Here is a 15,253-nt window from a genome sequence, read left to right as displayed (position 1 = left end):
GCAACGCAAGAGCCCGACGGCGGCTGCGCCGTCGGGCATTGAACGTCAGCTGGCTCCGTCGGCCTTCGCGAACGTCGCCGTGGTGCGCACCGGCGTGAAGCCGACCGACTCGTACAGACGGCCGGCGCCCGTCGGGCTGACGGAGTCGACGTCGAGTTCGACCAGGTCGTACTCGCCGGTCGCCGCCGCGGCCGCCAGGCTCGCGGTCAGCACCTGGCGGGCCAGGCCCTGGCCGCGCGCGGACGGGCGGGTGCCGACGATGCTGATGTAGAGCTCCCGGTCCACCCACTGGCCGGTGATCACGTAGGAGAGCACCTCGCCGTCCGCCACGGCGGCCCGGGACGTCGCGATCCGCAGCGACCGGGCCTCCATGCCGTTGGCCCACTGCTCGGGCTCCTGCGGAGCGGAACCCCAGTGGCTGGCGAACGCGTCGTTGTGCGCGAGCCGCAGCGGCTCGGCCAGCTCCGGCGTGACCGGCCCCACCCGCGGGTCCGTGACCTCGGGCAGCGGGTCCCCAGGAAGTGGGCGCTGCATCGCGGTGAAGTACCGGACGATCTCGTAGCCGCGCTCGCTCAGCAGCGGGCGGGCCGGGTCATCCTCCAGCCCGCCGGACGCGCGGAGCTCGAACGGTTCGCCCGGGTGGCGCTCGGTGGCGAGTTCGCGCCCGCGGGGCTCCATCTCGTCGAACATCCGGGTGGCGATGCCCTGCCCGCGCCAGTCCGGGTGCACACCGCCGCCGATCATCGCCCGGGCCGTGCCCTCGTAGGTGAGTGCGAGGGAGACCCGGAGCTGGCTGTAGGCGACCAGCGTGTCACCGTCCCACACCGCGACCGAGTCCAGCTCGGGGTCGAATCCCGGCTCGCTGAGTTCCTCGGCCAGGTCCTCCGCGTCGTAGTACTCCTCGGTGCGGTCGACCTTGGCGAGCAGGTTCGTCAGCTCGGCCCAGGCTGGCACGGCATCGGTATCCAGGGTGCTCCAGCGCAGTGTCATTCGGGCGGCCTTCCAGGCGTGATCGGCGGACGGGACGCCCCAGGATGCCGTGGACCGCCCCTGCGGCGTCAAGGGTATTGACGCCCGCAGCGGCCCGCCCGACGAGCAGGCGCACCGACCTACGCGGGCGCACCGCCGCCGTCGGACCCCGCGTCCGGACCGCCGACGGGACCGCCGTCCGGCCTCCGGCGCGGGTCGGGGTCCACGACTCCCTCGGCGCCGTCCTCGGCATCGGCCTCGAAGTGGAGGTCCGCGGAGAACGAGGCGCTCGCGTGCGGGCCCTGCAGCCCGGGCCGGTAGACCCCGCCGGCCAAGGGGGCGTACGCGAACCAGCCCGCCCCGGTCCCGTCGCCAGACTCGCCCTCGTCGAAGACGTCGGGCACCCCGTCCGGTGCCGAGGCGCCGAGGGTCGCCCGGGTGATCGCCTCGCCGTCGGACATCATCTCGGCGACGGCGGACCGCAACTGTTCGTCACCGACCTGTTCCGGCGTGCCGGCCTCGGCGGCGAGCAGCACCGCGCGACGCACGAGTTCCTTGACGAAGCTCGCGGTGGCACCGGATGCGGCGTCCGCGACCTCCTCACGGGCCTGCGCGGAGAAGGCCAGGTCCCCGGCGTACAGATCGAGCAGGGCGCGCCGGGCGGGCGCGTCCGGCAGCGGGATCTCGACGGCGAGGTCCACCCGGCCGGGCCGCTGCGCGAGCGCGGGCTCGAGCACGTCCACCCGGTTCGTGGTGAGCAGGAACGTGACGTCGGAGTCGGCGGACAGGCCGTCCAGGGCGTCGAGGACCTCGAACAGCAACGGCGAGGACGTGTGTGGGTTGCGGGCCCCGGCCACCAGGTCGCAGTCCTCGAGGACCACGATCGCCGGCGCCAGGGTGCGGGCGGTCTCCGCGGCCAGGGACACCAGCGCGAGACTCTGCCCGGAGAGCAGGATCACGGTGGCGTCGTTCGCGGCACCCACCAGGTAGCGCACGGTCAGGGTCTTCCCGGTGCCTGGCGGCCCATATAGCAGCACCCCCCGCTTGAGGTGCTGGCCGGCGCGGGCGAGCGCCTCGGCATGAGCGCCGATGCCGAGCACGTGCCGCTCGATCCGACGCAGGGTCCCCTCGGGCAGCACGATGTCACCCGATCTGACGGCGGGACGGGCGTGGAACGTGACCCCGCCGGCGCTCGGCCCGTACTCGGAACTGGTGAACGTGACGACCTGCCTGCGCAGCACGCTGTGGCTGTTCATCGCGGCGCGGATCTGGGTGAGGAAGGCAGCCGCCACCTCCCGGTCCGGTGTCAGCACCTCCAACTTGGCCGCCGCGCCGAACTGCGGGTTGCTACCGCGCTGCAGGACCGCGACCGGGCTGCCATCGAAGGCGAACAGGTGCAGTCCGAACGCGACCACGGACCGCTCGGTCTCCGGGCCGACCGGGACGGTGCGGAACTCGACCGGCCCGATCGGGAACATGCCGTGCTGGCCGGCGTACTGCACGATCTCGCTGAGCGAGTTGTGCCAGCGCTGGTCCCCGCCCCCGATGCCGAGCTGTTCGCCGCCGCCGTGCGCCGCGATCACGTGCTCCAGGGCGACGTCCGCGTCCGCCGTGCGCAGCGGGCTGATCTCCTCGGTCAGCGTGGCAGGGGTGCGGGGGTCCACGCCGAGGTGCGCGGTGAGTGCCGGCAGCAGCGGCTCCCCGGAGGTCTCCGGCGTCGAGTGCTCGGCGGCGAGATTCGCCAGTGCGTGGAAGTCGGCCAGGAAGGAGGCCAGCGGCCCCTCGAGAGGGCTGGGGCCGGACGTCTCGGCGGCGGGCGGGATGCTCATCCGGTCATCCTGTCAGCCGCAGCCCACATCCTCAGGCGAGAGGTCCGAGGTAGTGCTGCCGATCGCCGTCGGACTTCTCGGCCTCGACAGCGGAGCCTGATGGACCGGGCAGCTCGAGGGCGTCCAGCGCCTCGATGAGTTGCTTCTCCTCGAACCGGAAGTGGGTCTCCATGACCGCATCGATGCCGTCCAGGTGGCGCAGCGTCTCCTCGCGTGGTGCTCCGGCCTCGAGGGTGCGGCCGAGCTCGCCGATGAGATGGTCGAGCATCGAGTGGTCCTGGGTGAGGCCGCGCAGCACCGGCGCCAGGTCCGGGTGGGCCGCCTCGATCTGCGGGAACAGGGCGGCGTCCTCGCCGCGGTGATGCCCGGTCAGCGCGGCGCAGAAGCCCCAGCAGTACAGCAGCAGGTCCCGCGTCGCGGGGCCGGCGGGATCGGCGTCCTCGACGCTGTCCCGCGCCGCGGCCAGCGCCTCGCGCAGCCGGGCGTGCACCGCGCGCAGTTCCGTGCCCCAGGAGAGCAGTCGGTCGGCGGACATCAGGTCCGCCTGGCCCGGACCGGCGCTCCTAGCCGCACTCGTCGCACACTCCGGATGCTGGGAGCTGGACGAAGCAGGTCGGGCAGATCTTGGGAAGTTCCTCGGGCGCCGTCTGCTTGCTGATCCGGGGTGTGCGGGTGCGGGATCCGGTGCGGCGCGCTCGGGTGGCCTCCTCGGCCTCGGCCTCCTTGGCGCGTGCCTCGGCGTCGGCTAGCGCGATGACGTCGGCCGGGATGTCGTCGGCGTAGCGGCGGTAGCAGGCGAAGCGGGCCTGCGTGACGCTCTCCTCGGTCTCGACGTCACCACCGGCCCGGTGGACCACCAGCGACGTCAGCGGTGGCAACGCTTCCGCGTGAGCGCGAGTGACCACCATGGCCAGGACGCTCCCGATCCAGGTGCGATAGGGGGAGCGGGTGCGCAGCTGGGTGCGCGACTGGACCTGCTCGGCGAGGTCGGCGCGGGTGATGACGGCGAGGTGATGGCCGGCCACCTGGGTGAGGATGTCGTGGGCCGCGTCCGCCCACGCGCCCGCAGCCTCGCTGACACCGACCCAGCGCTCGGCCGTCACCCGATCCTCACGATCTGGGGTTCCGCTGCACGACGGTTGCGCCGCCGACCGATCGTGAATGTCATCTGCACCGTTCGAGCATACGGCGCGGTCACCGCCACCCCGAACCGGGCGCGGGTGACCGTGCCCATACGCGGCACGCAGTGGCCGGTCGGCGGACGGTCAGGTCCGCCTCGCCCGGACGCTGGTGGTGCCCGCGTACTCGCGCCACACCCACTCGGGGATGCCGTCGTCGATCTCGGCGAGGAGCCGCAGGTGCGTCTCGAGCATCTGCGGGGTCAGGTTCGTCGGGGCGTGCGAGATCAGGTAGTCCCCACGCAGGTGGATCTCGGTGACCGAGTCGTCGGCGTGGTTGAGCAGTTCCATCAGGCGAGGATGCGTGAACGCCGACGCGTACCGCGGATCCTCGGCGTCGACCCGCCAATGGTGGTTGAACGTCGCGGACTCGAAGCGCACCTGCTGACCGGTGAACACATCGTCCTCGGCGCGGTCCACCAGACTCACCGGCGGCAGCACGTTCCGCAGCCGCCGCGCGATGATCTGCTCCACCTCGAGCAGATACCCGCTGCCCCGCTCGAAGTGGAAGGACAGCGCCATCCGGTCGCGGTACTGCCCGGTCGCGAGCTCGGAGAATCTGGCCCGCTTGTCCGAGTTCAGTTCCCGGACCGGCTGGCAGGCCCTCGCCGCGGACGCATGCTGCGCGGGGATCTGCTTGCCCTTGGCGAACCACGCCCAACCCACGCCCTCGGCCCACGCCCGCAGCCGTCGCCGGCGCGGGAGCCGCACCGCTGCCTGCCCGATCAGCACCACGGACGCCCAGATCGCGCCGACCGCCCAGCTGAGGAGCATCACCACGAGGAAGACCCCGAGAACCACGTCGACCGCCGGCACCCCGCCGGAGTACACCTCGCCGACGCCGCACGTGACGGCCGTCGACAGCACGCCGATCGTGGTCACGATGGTGCCGATGGTCCGGCTGACCCGCTTGCGGGCCCGCGTGACGGGCCGCTTGCGGCGCGGTGGTTTCGGTCGGGCGATGGACATCTCGGGTTGAGCCTAGGAGATGCCCGACGGCGGTGCTCGCCCCTGCGATGGGTCGTTCTGCCCCTGCGGTCGGTCCGGGCGCGTTACGGACGCGGGTCGGTGGCGAGGCGGGACATGAAGTGCTCGTCGATGCGCTCACCGTCGAAGATGGCGGCGTCCCGCTTGGTGCCCTCGAACACGAACCCCGCCTTCTCGTAGGCACGCCGGCCGGCCGGGTTGAACGAGAACACGTCCAGCCCGATCCGGTGCAGGCCGATCACGTCGAGCCCGTGGTCGGTGATCAGCCGGGTCGCCTCGGTGCCCAGGCCCCGGCCGCGGCCCGCCGAGCCGATCAGGATCCGGAAGTTGCAGGATGAGGCGTTCGGGTCGTAGTCGTTCAGGACCGCCTCGCCGACGACGGCGCCGCTCGCGTTGTCCACGATCGCCAGGTCGAGGCGGTGGGTTGCGGTGGTGTTGCCGAGGTAGAACTCCCGCACGTCCTCGACGCCGGTGCGGTCCGCCTCGAGCTCGGTGGTGCTGGTGTAGCTCATCGTCAGCCGACCCACCTCGGGGTCGTTCAGGACCTCGGCGATCGCGGGCAGGTCCGCCTCCTCGAACGGGCGGAGGGTGACCAGGGCTCCGGTCAGGACGGGTTTGGTGGCGAAGTCGTGGGTCATGCCTGGACGGTAGACGAGCCGGGTCGGTGGTGTCGACGTCGGATCCGGCTGCGCGCTCCGGCGCCCGGTACCGTGGCTGCCGGGCACCTGGCTGCGCCACCTACAGCCGCAGCGCCAGTGCGTTCGCGGTCAGCCCGGCGGCGGTGCCGCAGAGCAGGATGACGTCGCCGGTGCCGATCCGGCCCTCGTCCAGGCACCGGGCCAGGACGAACGGGACAGAAGCGGACACCATGTTCCCGTACTCGCGGACCCGGTCCACGTACTGCTCCGGCGGGATCCCGATCCGGCGCATCACCAGCCCGAGGGCGCGACTGGCCTGGTGCGGGACCACGAGGTCCACGTCCGCGAGGGCGAGGCCGGTACGGGCGGTCAGTCTGCCGAAGAAGGCCTCGAAGAAGCCGGGCAGCACCGTGGCCATGCTCCGCAGCGCCCGGCGGCCGTCCATGTCGAACCGGTAGTCACCGGGGTCGCGATCGGCGTACTGCTGCGCCGGCGCCAGCGAGGCGCCGCCACGGATCTCGGTGTCGTGGGCGTGGTCGGCCCAGGTCTGCTGCAGGCTGGTCAGCACGCCGCGGTCGGGCTGCGTGGACCGGGTCACCACGAACGCGGCGGCGGCGTCGGAGAACAGTTCGAAGCTCTCCCGCTGGTCCGGGTCGAGGAACCGGGTGCCCACGTCGCCGGAGACGATCAGGATCCGTTCGTACTCGCCGTCGGCGAGGTACCGGGAGGCGATATCCAGTGCGGTGATGAAGCTGGTGCAGGTGGAGTTGACGTCGAACGCGGCCACCGGCGTGTGCGGGGCGACCCGCTCCCAGACCAGGGCCGCGGTGCACGGGATCGGCTGGATGTCCCCTGCGCAGGCACCGATGACGCAGTCGATGTCGACCGGGCGCAGCCCGGCCCGGTCCAGGGCACCGTGCACGGCGTCGGCGAGCATGTCGACCTGACCCACGCCGTCGGCGATCCGGTACCGGGTCTGGTCACCGAAGGTGACCACCTGCGCGGGTAGGTGCGTGCCCCACCCTGCGATCTCACACGGGCGCATGGGCCTCCTCCTGCCAGTCGCGCCGCACCCGGCGCCGCTTCACGGTCGGGTCGGTCGTGTACGGGGCGAATGTCAGGTGCGGTTCGGTGATGCCGAGGCGTTGCCACAGCAGCGACAGCTCCCGGCGCACCCCGGCCTCGGCGGCGAGGTCGTCCAGGTGCACCTCGAGCCGGTCCGGGCCGGTCTGGACCACCCGGTACTCGCCGAAACCGTCGGCAGCGATCACCGCGCGGGAGACGAGGTCGGCGAACACCCGTACCCCGTCGAGCAGCAGCGTGTCGTCCGCGCGGCCCTCGATCCGATCGATCGCGGCGAGCACGCTGCCGCACGGGCAGGGTCCCTCCCGTGCGATCAGCACGTCGGTGAGCCGGTACCGGACGATCGGCTGGGCGCGGCGGGAGAAGTCGGTGACGACCGGGACGAAACGACGCTCGTCGAGCCACTCCCGCTCGATGAGCACGTGCTCCTCGTTCAGGTGCAGCACACCCGCAGCGCAAGTGTGCCCGAGGAAGCCTTCGGTGCACTGGTACAGCTGGTGGGTCACGTCGGTACCGAAGGCCCGGGCGAACCGCTCGGCCTCGCCGGAGTCGAGAACCTCGGCCACCGAGTACACCCGCTCCGGGCGCGGCCGGGCGTCGGAGTCGGCGAGGACCCGCAGCACAGACGGAGGCGCGACCAGGATCGTCGGTCGGAAGTCCGCCAGGTCGGCCAGGTGGTCCTCGATCGGAACGGTGAGGTCGAAGTAGCGGAAGTCCACCACCCGGGAGCGGACCGTCTCGTACAGTCCGTTGTTGGCGCGCAGGAACAACGCGATCCGGTGCCCGGCCAGGCGTCGGGGCGGCAACGTGAGGGCCAGCACCGTGCCGGCCCACGCGTCCCGCTCGGCGGGGCTGACGAGGAACAGGCCCCGGTGCCCGGACGTGCCGCTGGAGAGCCCGACGGCGATCGGTCCGAGGGTGGGGCTGAAGTCCCGGCTGCGTTCGGCGGCCAGTGCGACCGTCTGCGCGTCCGCGCGGCGCACGCGCACGGTGTTCAGGTCGTCGAAGCGGCGCATCATGGTCGGCTTGTCCATCGGCGGGGCGCCGGCGAGGGTGCGCACCCCGGCGAAGTAGCGGGAATGCCGGCGTAGATAGCGCAGGTGTCGGCGGATGCGTCGGCGCTGCCGCGCCTCGAGCCCGGCGCGCGTGCGCGGCGGTGGCGCCCAGCGGGCCCTCGCGAAGGCGACGACGGTGCGCAGCCGGCTCACGCGCCCGCCACGGGCGCAGGTGGTGGCGGGGGAGGCTGTGGCATGGACCGATGGTAGGTGAGCACTTCCGTTCCGTCCGGTTCGATGGCTGCTCGCGGGTGGGGAGGTCTGCCCGGCCCGGCGCCCTACAGGAGATCGACCCCGGTCGGGTGTGCGTCATGGGAGAACAGCAGTCGGGCGCCCCGGCGCTCGGCCTCCAGCAGGTGCCGCGCGGTACGCCGGTGAGCGGCGCCGTCGGCGGTGATCAGGCGCGGCAGGGTGCGCATCCGGTCCACCTGGTCGAGGAGGTCCCGGCCCCACGCGGCATCGCCGGCGAGCAGCGTGCGCCCGGCGACGAGCGCACCCAGGTGGCCCCGGGCATGCCCGGGCAGATCGACCAGGTGATAGCTGTCGTCGCCGAACAGGTCGTAGGTGGCCAGACCGAACGGCCCAGGGGTGAACTCGCCGACCACGATCCGCCGGGCATGGTCGAACCAGTCCGGGAGCAGACCCGGGAGCACACCGTCGGTGAGCCGGGGCCGGGCCAGGGTGGCCAGCAGCGCCGGGTGCAGGACCAGGGTGGCGTGCGGGAAGTGCACGAGTCCGCCGATGTGGTCGGGATGCAGGTGGGAGAGCACCACGTGGGTGACGCCGGCCGGGTCGATCTGGGCGGCGACGTCCGCCCCCGGGCCGATCACCGGCGGCAGCAACCTCCGGTAGGCGCGCCCGGCGAGGCCGGTCCGCCACGGCGGTGGGGCGTAGCCGGTGTCGTACAGGATTCTGCGGCCGGTGTCGGTGTAGCAGAACACGTTGGAGGGGAAGGTGCGGCGCTCGCGGCGCGCACCGCGCACGAGGCCGCCGATGTCGTGGTGGGTGTGCCCGCAGGCGTAGGCGCGCAGGTCAGCCGGCATAGCTCGCCAGGGCGTCGTCGATGGTGACCCGCGGCCGGTAGCCCAGCATCCGGCCTGCCTTCGAGATGTCCAGGGTCTGCGAGTAGGCGATGGTGCCGACGGTGTACCGGGTCAGTGGGGGCTCCGGACGGCCGGGCAGCACGCCGAACGCCGCCTCGAGTACTGCGCCGGCCGCGTAGACCGGCCGGACGGGCAGTCGCCGGAACCTCGGCGTCCGTCCGAGCGCGGCGAACAGGGAGTCCATCAGGGCCCGGAGGGTGCGGGGGTCGCCGTTGGTGAGGTTGAACGCCTCGCCGTCGACACCCGGCGCCTCGGCCGCCAGCCGCAGCCCTTCGGCGACGTTCTCCACGGCGGTCAGGTCCACGAGCACCCGCCCATCGCGGAACAGCGGCACTCCGATCCGATCGTGCACGTCGAGCAGGCGCGGCACGAGGCTGGGGTCGCCAGCGCCGATGAGGCCACGGGGTCGCACGATCACGACCTCCGGTGCGCCGTCCCGGCTTCGGCTGCGCTGCACCAGGTCCTCGGCGGCGATCTTGGAGCGGATGTAGGAGTTGAGCCGGTTGCCCGGGTCCACCTGGTCCTCGGTGATGCCGATCCGGTCCCGGCCGGCGGCGTAGATGCTCGGGGAGGACACGTGCACCACCCGCCGCACGCCGTTGCGCCGGGCGTAGGTCAGAACCCGGTCGGTGCCGGTCACGTTGGCGTGGGCGAAGTCCTCCCAGCGGCCCCAGGGCGTGGACAGGCCGGCGCAGTGGATCACCACGTCCGCGGGTTCGTCCGCGGCCGCGAGGGCGTCCAGGTCGCCCACGAGCGTCGGCCCGCCGCTCGGCAGGGCGGCGGCGTTGCGGCCGGCGGCGATGACCCGGTAACCGTGCCGCCGCAACTCGGCGACCACGTATCCCCCGAGGAACCCGCTCGCCCCGGTGACCAGGGCCGTCGTCGTCATGGGTCGGATCCTACGGACGATACGCTCGCCGAATGCGGGTAGCCCTCGTCACCGACTACTACCTGCCCACGCTCGGCGGGGTGCAGACGGCGGTGAAGGCGCTGCGGGAGGGCCTCGAACGGGCCGGCCATGAGGTGGTCGTGTGCTGTCCGCTGGCTGGCCCGTCGGAGGACCCGGGCATCGTGGGCCTACCGATCTCCGGGGTGTTCCGACCGGATGGGTATCCGTTCGCGTGGTCGCCGGCCCGGGTCCGGGACGTACTTCGGCGCGAGTTCCGCCGCCGGGGCGTGCAGGTGGTGCACACCCACTCGGAGATGTTCGCGGCGTTGGGCGGGTTCCGGGTGGCGGATGAGCTCGGCCTGCCGGTGGTGCACACGATGCACGGGCGGATCGACGTGTACACGGCGTCGGTGCTGCCGGCCCCGGCGCTGAGCACGCCGCTGCTCGCCTGGCTGCACCACCGGCAGCTGCCCCACCGCGGTGTGCGGGTCGCGGGCACCCAGCCCTACACGCAAACCCGCACGGCGCGACGCATGTGGCGGCTGATGGCGGCGCAGGCCCGGGCGAGCGACCACGTGGTCGTGCCGTCCGCGCACTTCGCTCGCAAGCTGACCGGGGTGGGCGTCACGACCCCGATCACGGTGGTCTCCAACGGGGTGGAGCCGAGCGTGCTCGAGCGGATCGGGGATGCCGCCCTCCGGGCGCCGGAGCCGGGGGCGGAGCTGCGGCTGCTGTGGGTGGGCCGGCTCTCCCCGGAGAAGCGGCCGGAGGTCTTCGTCGAGGCCATGCGGACGGCCGGTGGGGGAGTCAGGGCGGACGTCTACGGCGACGGCGTGGCGCGTCGGGCGGTATCCCGGGCCGCGGCCGGGCTCCCGGTGAGCCTGCACGGGGCGGTGCCGCAGGAGGAGGTCTTCACCGCGATGCGGCGCAGCCACCTGCTGGTCTCCTCCTCGGTGGACTTCGACAACCAGCCGATGGTGATCCTCGAAGCGATCGCCGCCGGGCTGCCGGTGCTCCACTGCGACCCGGACCTCGCCGAGGTGGTCCCGGACGGTGCCGGTTTCTGCACCCCGACCCCGGACGCCGCCGGGATCGTGCAGGTCCTTGACCGGCTGCGTGCCCACCCGGGCGAGGTCACCCGCGCCAGCGCGGCGATGCTGGCCGCACGCTCCAGCGCCGCGGTGCCGGTCCGGGCGATTGAGCAGGTCTACGACGCAGCGCTCCGGGGCGCGGCCGAACCCGCCGCCTGACGGTGTTGCGCGGTCCTCCTCGCTACGGTGGCGGAGACCCTAGTCCTCCAGGTAGAACTGGACCAGGGGGAGCGAGCGGCACGTCTCGGGCAGGTCATCGGGCAGGAGCGTCTCCGCGAACGCCCGGTCGTTGTACCAGCCGCCCCCGCCGACCACCTGCGTGCCGACCGGCACACCGGTTCCGCTCGGGAACGTCACGACGAGGGCGTCACCCTCGAGGCCGATGGTCGTCCCGGTGGGGAACGCGGCGAGGGAGAAGGAGCCGATCACGTCCTGAATGCCGACGCACCCGTCGTCGCTCACCTCCAGAACCCCCTCGATCCGGGCCTGCATGCGGATCTGGACGGACGCCGGCTCTTCCACGACGATCACGGGCAGGGCCGGACTCTCGTCCGACGGGGAGCCCGTCGGCAGCTGACTCGTGGACGGGTCCATCGTGCCCCGAAGGATCGTGGGGGTTCGGTCGCCGAGCTGAAGGGCGCCCACGATCACGGCCGCGACCAGAACGGTGCAGGCGGCGCTCACCACCAGGGCGGACCGGTGCCGCGAGCGGCGAGCACGCACCCGGATCGCCGCGGGGTCGAGGTCGGGCTCGGGCAGCGCGGCGGGTACTTCACGAAGGAGTTGTTCGACGTTCTTCATGATTCCTCCAGGATGGTCGGGGTCCGGTCGGCACGCATGACGGCGAGTGCGCGCGAACACGTGGTCTTGACGTTGCTCTCGCTCATGCGCAGTTCCCGCGCCACCACCGCGACGGGAAGATCCAGGACGTACCGCAGCACCACGACGCGACGCTGGGGCAGCGAGAGGCGGTCGAGCAGGCCGGCCAGCTCGGCGCGGTCCTCGACGCCCGATGCCACCTCCGGCACTCGCCTGTCGCTCACGTACTCGCGCAGCGTCGCGGACTCCCGGCTGCGCCGCCGCCAGCGATCGACCCGGAGGTTGACCAGGGTCCGGCGGGCGTACGCGAACGGGTCGGTGTCCGCTCGCCGGATCCGTCGCCAGTGCCGGTAGGTGCGGGCCAGGGCCTCCTGGGTCAGGTCCTCGGCGTCGGCTCGGTCGAGCGCGAGCGCCCAGGCTGCCCGGTACAGCGCGGGGCCGCGTTCCCGGACGAATACCTCGAAGGCAATGTCCGGGTCCTCGTCGGCGAAGGCGAGTTCGGGCCCGTCCATGACACCTCCGTCTCGCATGTGGTCCACACCCACTCACACGCACACCGGTCGCGAAAGGTTACAGCCGGGCCGATCCGTCGGATCAGGCAGCGGGCGTGGTCAGTTCACCGGCAGGACCCGACGCAGCACCCCCGCGCGGACCAGGTCGCGCACCCCGCGGCCCTTGCCCTCCACGTGGAACCGGATGCCGCCGCCGGGCTGGTCGAACCACGGCGGCACGATCTCGGCCTGCACCTCGACCGGCTGCATCGCCATCAGGATGATCTCCTGGGCGCCCTCGCCCGCGGCAGCAGGCGGCAGTGAACGATGCTCCCAGGGCGTGCGCCAGGGATAGAAGTACAGGCCGTCGAGCACCCCGATCCGGTCGTAGGGCACCCCGCCGGCGAGGTTCGTGATGATGCCACCGGGCCCCGCCTGGATGAGCCGAGCGTGCAGATCGGTGTAACTGCGCTGGGCGGCCTGCGCGCGCTGGGCGAGTTCCGCCGTCGGGATCTGGAGCGGTTGCGGCATCGGCGCGGTGAGGTAGCCCCAGACCGTCGCGCAGGCGTCGCGCTCGGTGAAGTGTTCGGCGAGCAGTTCGTGCTGGCCGTAGTCCTCGATCTGCACCCCGTAATGGCGGGGGCCGTAGCGGATCACCTCGATCGTGCCCTCGAGCGCAGCGTTCGGGTCGTCGCCGGGCAGCACGACCCCGCGCTGCGGGTGCCCGATCGTGCCCAGCGCGGCACGCAGCCGGGCCGACTCCTCGCCCTCCACCTGATCCGGGGTCAGCCAGGCGGGCACCAGGTCGCGCTCCCGCGGGTGGCGGCGCAGATCCGCCAACCACCTCTCGTCGGTGGGCACCGGGGGCTCATCCGGCACATCCAGCATCGAGCCGGTGGTCGAGTTCCAGTACGGTCGGCGGTCGTAGTTGTAGCTGACGTCGAGCGATCCCGGCGAGGTCATCGACGCCGCCACAGACAGCCACGTGCCCTTGCCGGGTGCGGTCATGTGCGCGCGCAGCGCGGCCAGCGCCCCGACGGCGGCGTCCGGCACCCGCACGGGTCGCGGGGCCGCGTGTCCGGTGTCGGTCAGGAACGCCCGCCCGCTGTGTTGCGTGCCGGCCTGGGACCACTCGACGTCGAACCTCAGCCAGGACCGGGTGCCCGCCTCGACGGTCGCTGCGGTGACCAGCGCCCGCCCCAACTGCTCCGTGAGGTCGGAGATGGCGTCGAGTTCCATGCCAGGCATTATGCCGCCCGGACCCGGGGCAGACCGGGGCCGGGGTGCGCTGCTGCGTCACTGACCCGTCACGCGAATCAGTGACGCAGCGTTGGTCGGAGCACGGTTGCGCCGGTGACGCCGGATACGGCCGGGGCGCGCCGCGGAATCGCTCAGTTCCGCGTGAACCGCAGCCGCCAATCCTGCGGACCCTGCTCGATATAGGCCACACCGAACGCGCCGGGCCGGCGCCGCTCCAGCTGGGCGAGCAGCGGCAGCGGGTCATGGGGCGCGACGAGGATCATCGACCCACCCGGCTGCACCGCGTCGAGCGCTCCGAAGACGGTCGCGTGCCGGATCGCGTGCGGCACGGCCCGCGCATCCAGTTCCGGCTCCGGTGCCTCGGTGCCGCCGCACGCGCAGCTGTGGCCATGGCCGGTTGCCGGCTCGACGGCGGGGGTCGGCTCCGCAGGGTCCGGCCCGACGGCGAGGGCCGGGTCGGTCCCCGCGCTCTCGTCGGCTGTGGCCGGCTCCGGTGCTCCGGTGCCGGTGGTGGTCGTGGTGGGCGTCGGCAGGGCCGCGGCCAGGTCGGCGAGCGACACCCCCGGCAGCGCAGCCAGGGCGGGCAGCAGATGGTCGTCGACGTCGGCGAGATGGGCGGTGGTGAGCGCGGTCAGAGCGCCCGCCGCCGCGACACCGGCGATCGGGTCCGGCGCGTGGGCGAGCGACTGTGCCGCGCCGACGATGCCGGCCTGCTGGGCCGCGAGGCTCTGCGCCAGGAGTCGGGTCTCGTCATGCTCGCGGGCCTTCGCGAGGGTGTCGGCGGCCAGCCGGGTCAGATGGGGCAGCACGGTGGCGGCGGTGAACTCCTGCACCTCGCGCCGGGCGGCCTGGGCGTCGGTGGCGGCGCCCGCGGTGGCGCCACCTGCGGCGGCGGCGAACAAGGCGTCGGTGCGCCCCCGCAGCGCTGCCCCGAGTTCCGCGTGCCGAGCGCGGATCTCCTCGACGGCGGTGGCGTCGGCCTGGGTGCTGGCGACAACGAGCGTGGTCATGACGTCCTCCGGGAGTGGTGTGTCGTGGCTCCAGAACTTTAATACACTGTATTCCGTGATAATTAATCGAGGTCGGCCGTCGGACCTTGGACCGCGGCCGGTGACGCCGCCGGCGACGGTGCACAGACCGATGAGCGCGGCTCGCGGAACCGTGCTCGACCTGCTTGCGCAGCAGTCCGCGCCGTGCACCGTCGGCGCCCTCGCTCAGGCGTTGCACCAGCACCAGAACACCGTGCGCGAGCACCTCGACGCCCTCATCGACGTCGGATTGGCCACGCGCACGCGGGCCGCAGCGAAAGGGCGGGGTCGGCCGGCCTGGCTGTATGCCGCCACCGAGCCGGACGCGCCGATGGCGACGCAGGAGTATGTGGGCCTGGCGACCGCGCTCGCGGCCCAGATCGCTCGGACCAGTGCGGATCCGCAGGCGGCCGGGATCACGGCAGGCCGGTACTGGGGTCAGGACCTGGCACGTCGATCGGCGGCTCGTCAGGCGTCCGCACGTCCGTCCATGGCGCTCGGCCTCGCCGACGCCGGTCCCGCAGACGCCGGTCCCGCCGACTCCGGGGACGCCTACGACGACGTGCTCGACACGCTGGACGGACTCGGCTTCGACCCCGACCCGGCGCATGGCTCGGATGTGGTCCGGCTGCGCCGGTGCCCACTCCTGGAGGCCGCCCACCGCCACGAGCACGTGGTCTGCGGCGTGCACCTGGGCATGGTCCAGGGTTTGCTGGAGGAGTCGGGTGCGGACCCGGTCGGGGTGAGTCTCGAGCCGTTCGCCGAGCGGGGGGCGTGCGTGCTCCACCTGCCCGAGCAGCTGCCCGTGCGTGTGCCCGGGTCCAAGGACTGAG

Annotated in this window: 16 protein-coding genes; 2 read left to right on the top strand and 14 right to left on the bottom strand. The window is 72.7% G+C overall.

What is annotated here, in order from left to right:
• Window positions 1-45: 45 nt before the first annotated feature.
• From KCQ71_RS19530 to KCQ71_RS19485, 10 genes are all read right to left on the bottom strand, one after another.
• A complete protein-coding gene (locus KCQ71_RS19530; RefSeq protein WP_223409051.1) occupies window positions 46-990 on the bottom strand; it encodes a GNAT family N-acetyltransferase in 945 nt (314 codons plus the stop codon).
• Window positions 991-1,109: 119 nt separating this feature from the next.
• Complete coding sequence (locus KCQ71_RS19525; RefSeq protein WP_223409048.1) at window positions 1,110-2,798, bottom strand: AAA family ATPase; 1,689 nt, start codon at window positions 2,796-2,798, stop codon at window positions 1,110-1,112.
• A 31-nt stretch (window positions 2,799-2,829) separates the two neighbouring features.
• On the bottom strand, window positions 2,830-3,333 hold the full coding sequence (locus KCQ71_RS19520; RefSeq protein WP_223409046.1) for a hemerythrin domain-containing protein: 504 nt from the start codon (window positions 3,331-3,333) through the stop codon (window positions 2,830-2,832).
• Window positions 3,334-3,361: 28 nt separating this feature from the next.
• Complete coding sequence (locus KCQ71_RS19515) at window positions 3,362-3,901, bottom strand: hypothetical protein (RefSeq protein ID WP_223409044.1); 540 nt, start codon at window positions 3,899-3,901, stop codon at window positions 3,362-3,364.
• Between the two features lie 162 nt (window positions 3,902-4,063).
• The gene (locus KCQ71_RS19510; RefSeq protein ID WP_223409042.1) at window positions 4,064-4,945 is read right to left on the bottom strand and encodes a hypothetical protein; all 882 of its coding nucleotides are present in this window, start codon (window positions 4,943-4,945) and stop codon (window positions 4,064-4,066) included.
• Window positions 4,946-5,028: 83 nt separating this feature from the next.
• Window positions 5,029-5,601, bottom strand: a complete 573-nt coding sequence (locus KCQ71_RS19505) for a GNAT family N-acetyltransferase (protein ID WP_223409040.1) — start codon at window positions 5,599-5,601, stop codon at window positions 5,029-5,031.
• A 100-nt stretch (window positions 5,602-5,701) separates the two neighbouring features.
• A complete protein-coding gene (locus KCQ71_RS19500; RefSeq protein WP_223409037.1) occupies window positions 5,702-6,646 on the bottom strand; it encodes a 3-oxoacyl-[acyl-carrier-protein] synthase III C-terminal domain-containing protein in 945 nt (314 codons plus the stop codon).
• Window positions 6,633-7,892 carry a F390 synthetase-related protein gene (locus KCQ71_RS19495; RefSeq protein WP_223409035.1) on the bottom strand — a complete coding sequence of 420 codons (1,260 nt, stop codon included), beginning with the start codon at window positions 7,890-7,892 and terminating at the stop codon, window positions 6,633-6,635. The genes KCQ71_RS19500 and KCQ71_RS19495 overlap by 14 nt, the downstream gene beginning before the upstream one ends.
• Before the next feature lie 125 nt (window positions 7,893-8,017).
• Window positions 8,018-8,782, bottom strand: a complete 765-nt coding sequence (locus KCQ71_RS19490) for an MBL fold metallo-hydrolase (protein WP_223409033.1) — start codon at window positions 8,780-8,782, stop codon at window positions 8,018-8,020.
• Complete coding sequence (locus tag KCQ71_RS19485; protein WP_223409032.1) at window positions 8,772-9,731, bottom strand: NAD-dependent epimerase/dehydratase family protein; 960 nt, start codon at window positions 9,729-9,731, stop codon at window positions 8,772-8,774. The genes KCQ71_RS19490 and KCQ71_RS19485 overlap by 11 nt, the downstream gene beginning before the upstream one ends.
• A 32-nt stretch (window positions 9,732-9,763) precedes the next feature.
• On the opposite strand from KCQ71_RS19485, the gene KCQ71_RS19480 reads away from it, so the two are divergent.
• Entirely contained in the window at window positions 9,764-10,981 is a 1,218-nt protein-coding gene (locus KCQ71_RS19480; protein WP_223409029.1) for a glycosyltransferase, read from the top strand.
• A 39-nt stretch (window positions 10,982-11,020) separates the two neighbouring features.
• Here KCQ71_RS19480 and KCQ71_RS19475 read toward each other — a convergent pair whose 3' ends face one another.
• The 4 genes from KCQ71_RS19475 to KCQ71_RS27730 form a co-directional block, all read right to left on the bottom strand.
• Complete coding sequence (locus KCQ71_RS19475; protein ID WP_223409027.1) at window positions 11,021-11,623, bottom strand: hypothetical protein; 603 nt, start codon at window positions 11,621-11,623, stop codon at window positions 11,021-11,023.
• A complete protein-coding gene (locus KCQ71_RS19470) occupies window positions 11,620-12,153 on the bottom strand; it encodes a sigma-70 family RNA polymerase sigma factor (RefSeq protein ID WP_223409025.1) in 534 nt (177 codons plus the stop codon). The genes KCQ71_RS19475 and KCQ71_RS19470 overlap by 4 nt, the downstream gene beginning before the upstream one ends.
• 99 nt (window positions 12,154-12,252) lie before the next feature.
• On the bottom strand, window positions 12,253-13,371 hold the full coding sequence (locus KCQ71_RS19465) for a TNT domain-containing protein (RefSeq protein WP_223409023.1): 1,119 nt from the start codon (window positions 13,369-13,371) through the stop codon (window positions 12,253-12,255).
• Between the two features lie 152 nt (window positions 13,372-13,523).
• The gene (locus KCQ71_RS27730) at window positions 13,524-14,402 is read right to left on the bottom strand and encodes a DUF2249 domain-containing protein (RefSeq protein WP_308116664.1); all 879 of its coding nucleotides are present in this window, start codon (window positions 14,400-14,402) and stop codon (window positions 13,524-13,526) included.
• 130 nt (window positions 14,403-14,532) lie between these two features.
• On the opposite strand from KCQ71_RS27730, the gene KCQ71_RS19455 reads away from it, so the two are divergent.
• Window positions 14,533-15,252 carry a helix-turn-helix transcriptional regulator gene (locus KCQ71_RS19455; RefSeq protein WP_223409021.1) on the top strand — a complete coding sequence of 240 codons (720 nt, stop codon included), beginning with the start codon at window positions 14,533-14,535 and terminating at the stop codon, window positions 15,250-15,252.
• The last annotated feature ends 1 nt before the right edge of the window (window position 15,253 follow it).

The sequence above is a fragment of the Occultella gossypii genome (assembly GCF_019947135.1).
GTDB classification, from domain to species: domain Bacteria; phylum Actinomycetota; class Actinomycetes; order Actinomycetales; family Beutenbergiaceae; genus Occultella; species Occultella gossypii.
Note: the sequence above shows the minus strand (reverse complement) of the source record. Positions and strands in the feature narration are given on the sequence as shown.

What these genes read in the sequence shown, in the direction of transcription:
- KCQ71_RS19530 (WP_223409051.1), bottom strand. Translation starts at nt 990, where the DNA reads ATGACACTGCGCTGGAGCACCCTGGATACCGATGCCGTGCCAGCCTGG.
- KCQ71_RS19525 (WP_223409048.1), bottom strand. Translation starts at nt 2,798, where the DNA reads ATGAGCATCCCGCCCGCCGCCGAGACGTCCGGCCCCAGCCCTCTCGAG.
- KCQ71_RS19520 (WP_223409046.1), bottom strand. Translation starts at nt 3,333, where the DNA reads ATGTCCGCCGACCGACTGCTCTCCTGGGGCACGGAACTGCGCGCGGTG.
- KCQ71_RS19510 (WP_223409042.1), bottom strand. Translation starts at nt 4,945, where the DNA reads ATGTCCATCGCCCGACCGAAACCACCGCGCCGCAAGCGGCCCGTCACG.
- KCQ71_RS19505 (WP_223409040.1), bottom strand. Translation starts at nt 5,601, where the DNA reads ATGACCCACGACTTCGCCACCAAACCCGTCCTGACCGGAGCCCTGGTC.
- KCQ71_RS19500 (WP_223409037.1), bottom strand. Translation starts at nt 6,646, where the DNA reads ATGCGCCCGTGTGAGATCGCAGGGTGGGGCACGCACCTACCCGCGCAG.
- KCQ71_RS19490 (WP_223409033.1), bottom strand. Translation starts at nt 8,782, where the DNA reads ATGCCGGCTGACCTGCGCGCCTACGCCTGCGGGCACACCCACCACGAC.
- KCQ71_RS19485 (WP_223409032.1), bottom strand. Translation starts at nt 9,731, where the DNA reads ATGACGACGACGGCCCTGGTCACCGGGGCGAGCGGGTTCCTCGGGGGA.
- KCQ71_RS19480 (WP_223409029.1), top strand. Translation starts at nt 9,764, where the DNA reads ATGCGGGTAGCCCTCGTCACCGACTACTACCTGCCCACGCTCGGCGGG.
- KCQ71_RS19475 (WP_223409027.1), bottom strand. Translation starts at nt 11,623, where the DNA reads ATGAAGAACGTCGAACAACTCCTTCGTGAAGTACCCGCCGCGCTGCCC.
- KCQ71_RS19470 (WP_223409025.1), bottom strand. Translation starts at nt 12,153, where the DNA reads ATGGACGGGCCCGAACTCGCCTTCGCCGACGAGGACCCGGACATTGCC.
- KCQ71_RS19465 (WP_223409023.1), bottom strand. Translation starts at nt 13,371, where the DNA reads ATGGAACTCGACGCCATCTCCGACCTCACGGAGCAGTTGGGGCGGGCG.
- KCQ71_RS27730 (WP_308116664.1), bottom strand. Translation starts at nt 14,402, where the DNA reads ATGACCACGCTCGTTGTCGCCAGCACCCAGGCCGACGCCACCGCCGTC.
- KCQ71_RS19455 (WP_223409021.1), top strand. Translation starts at nt 14,533, where the DNA reads ATGAGCGCGGCTCGCGGAACCGTGCTCGACCTGCTTGCGCAGCAGTCC.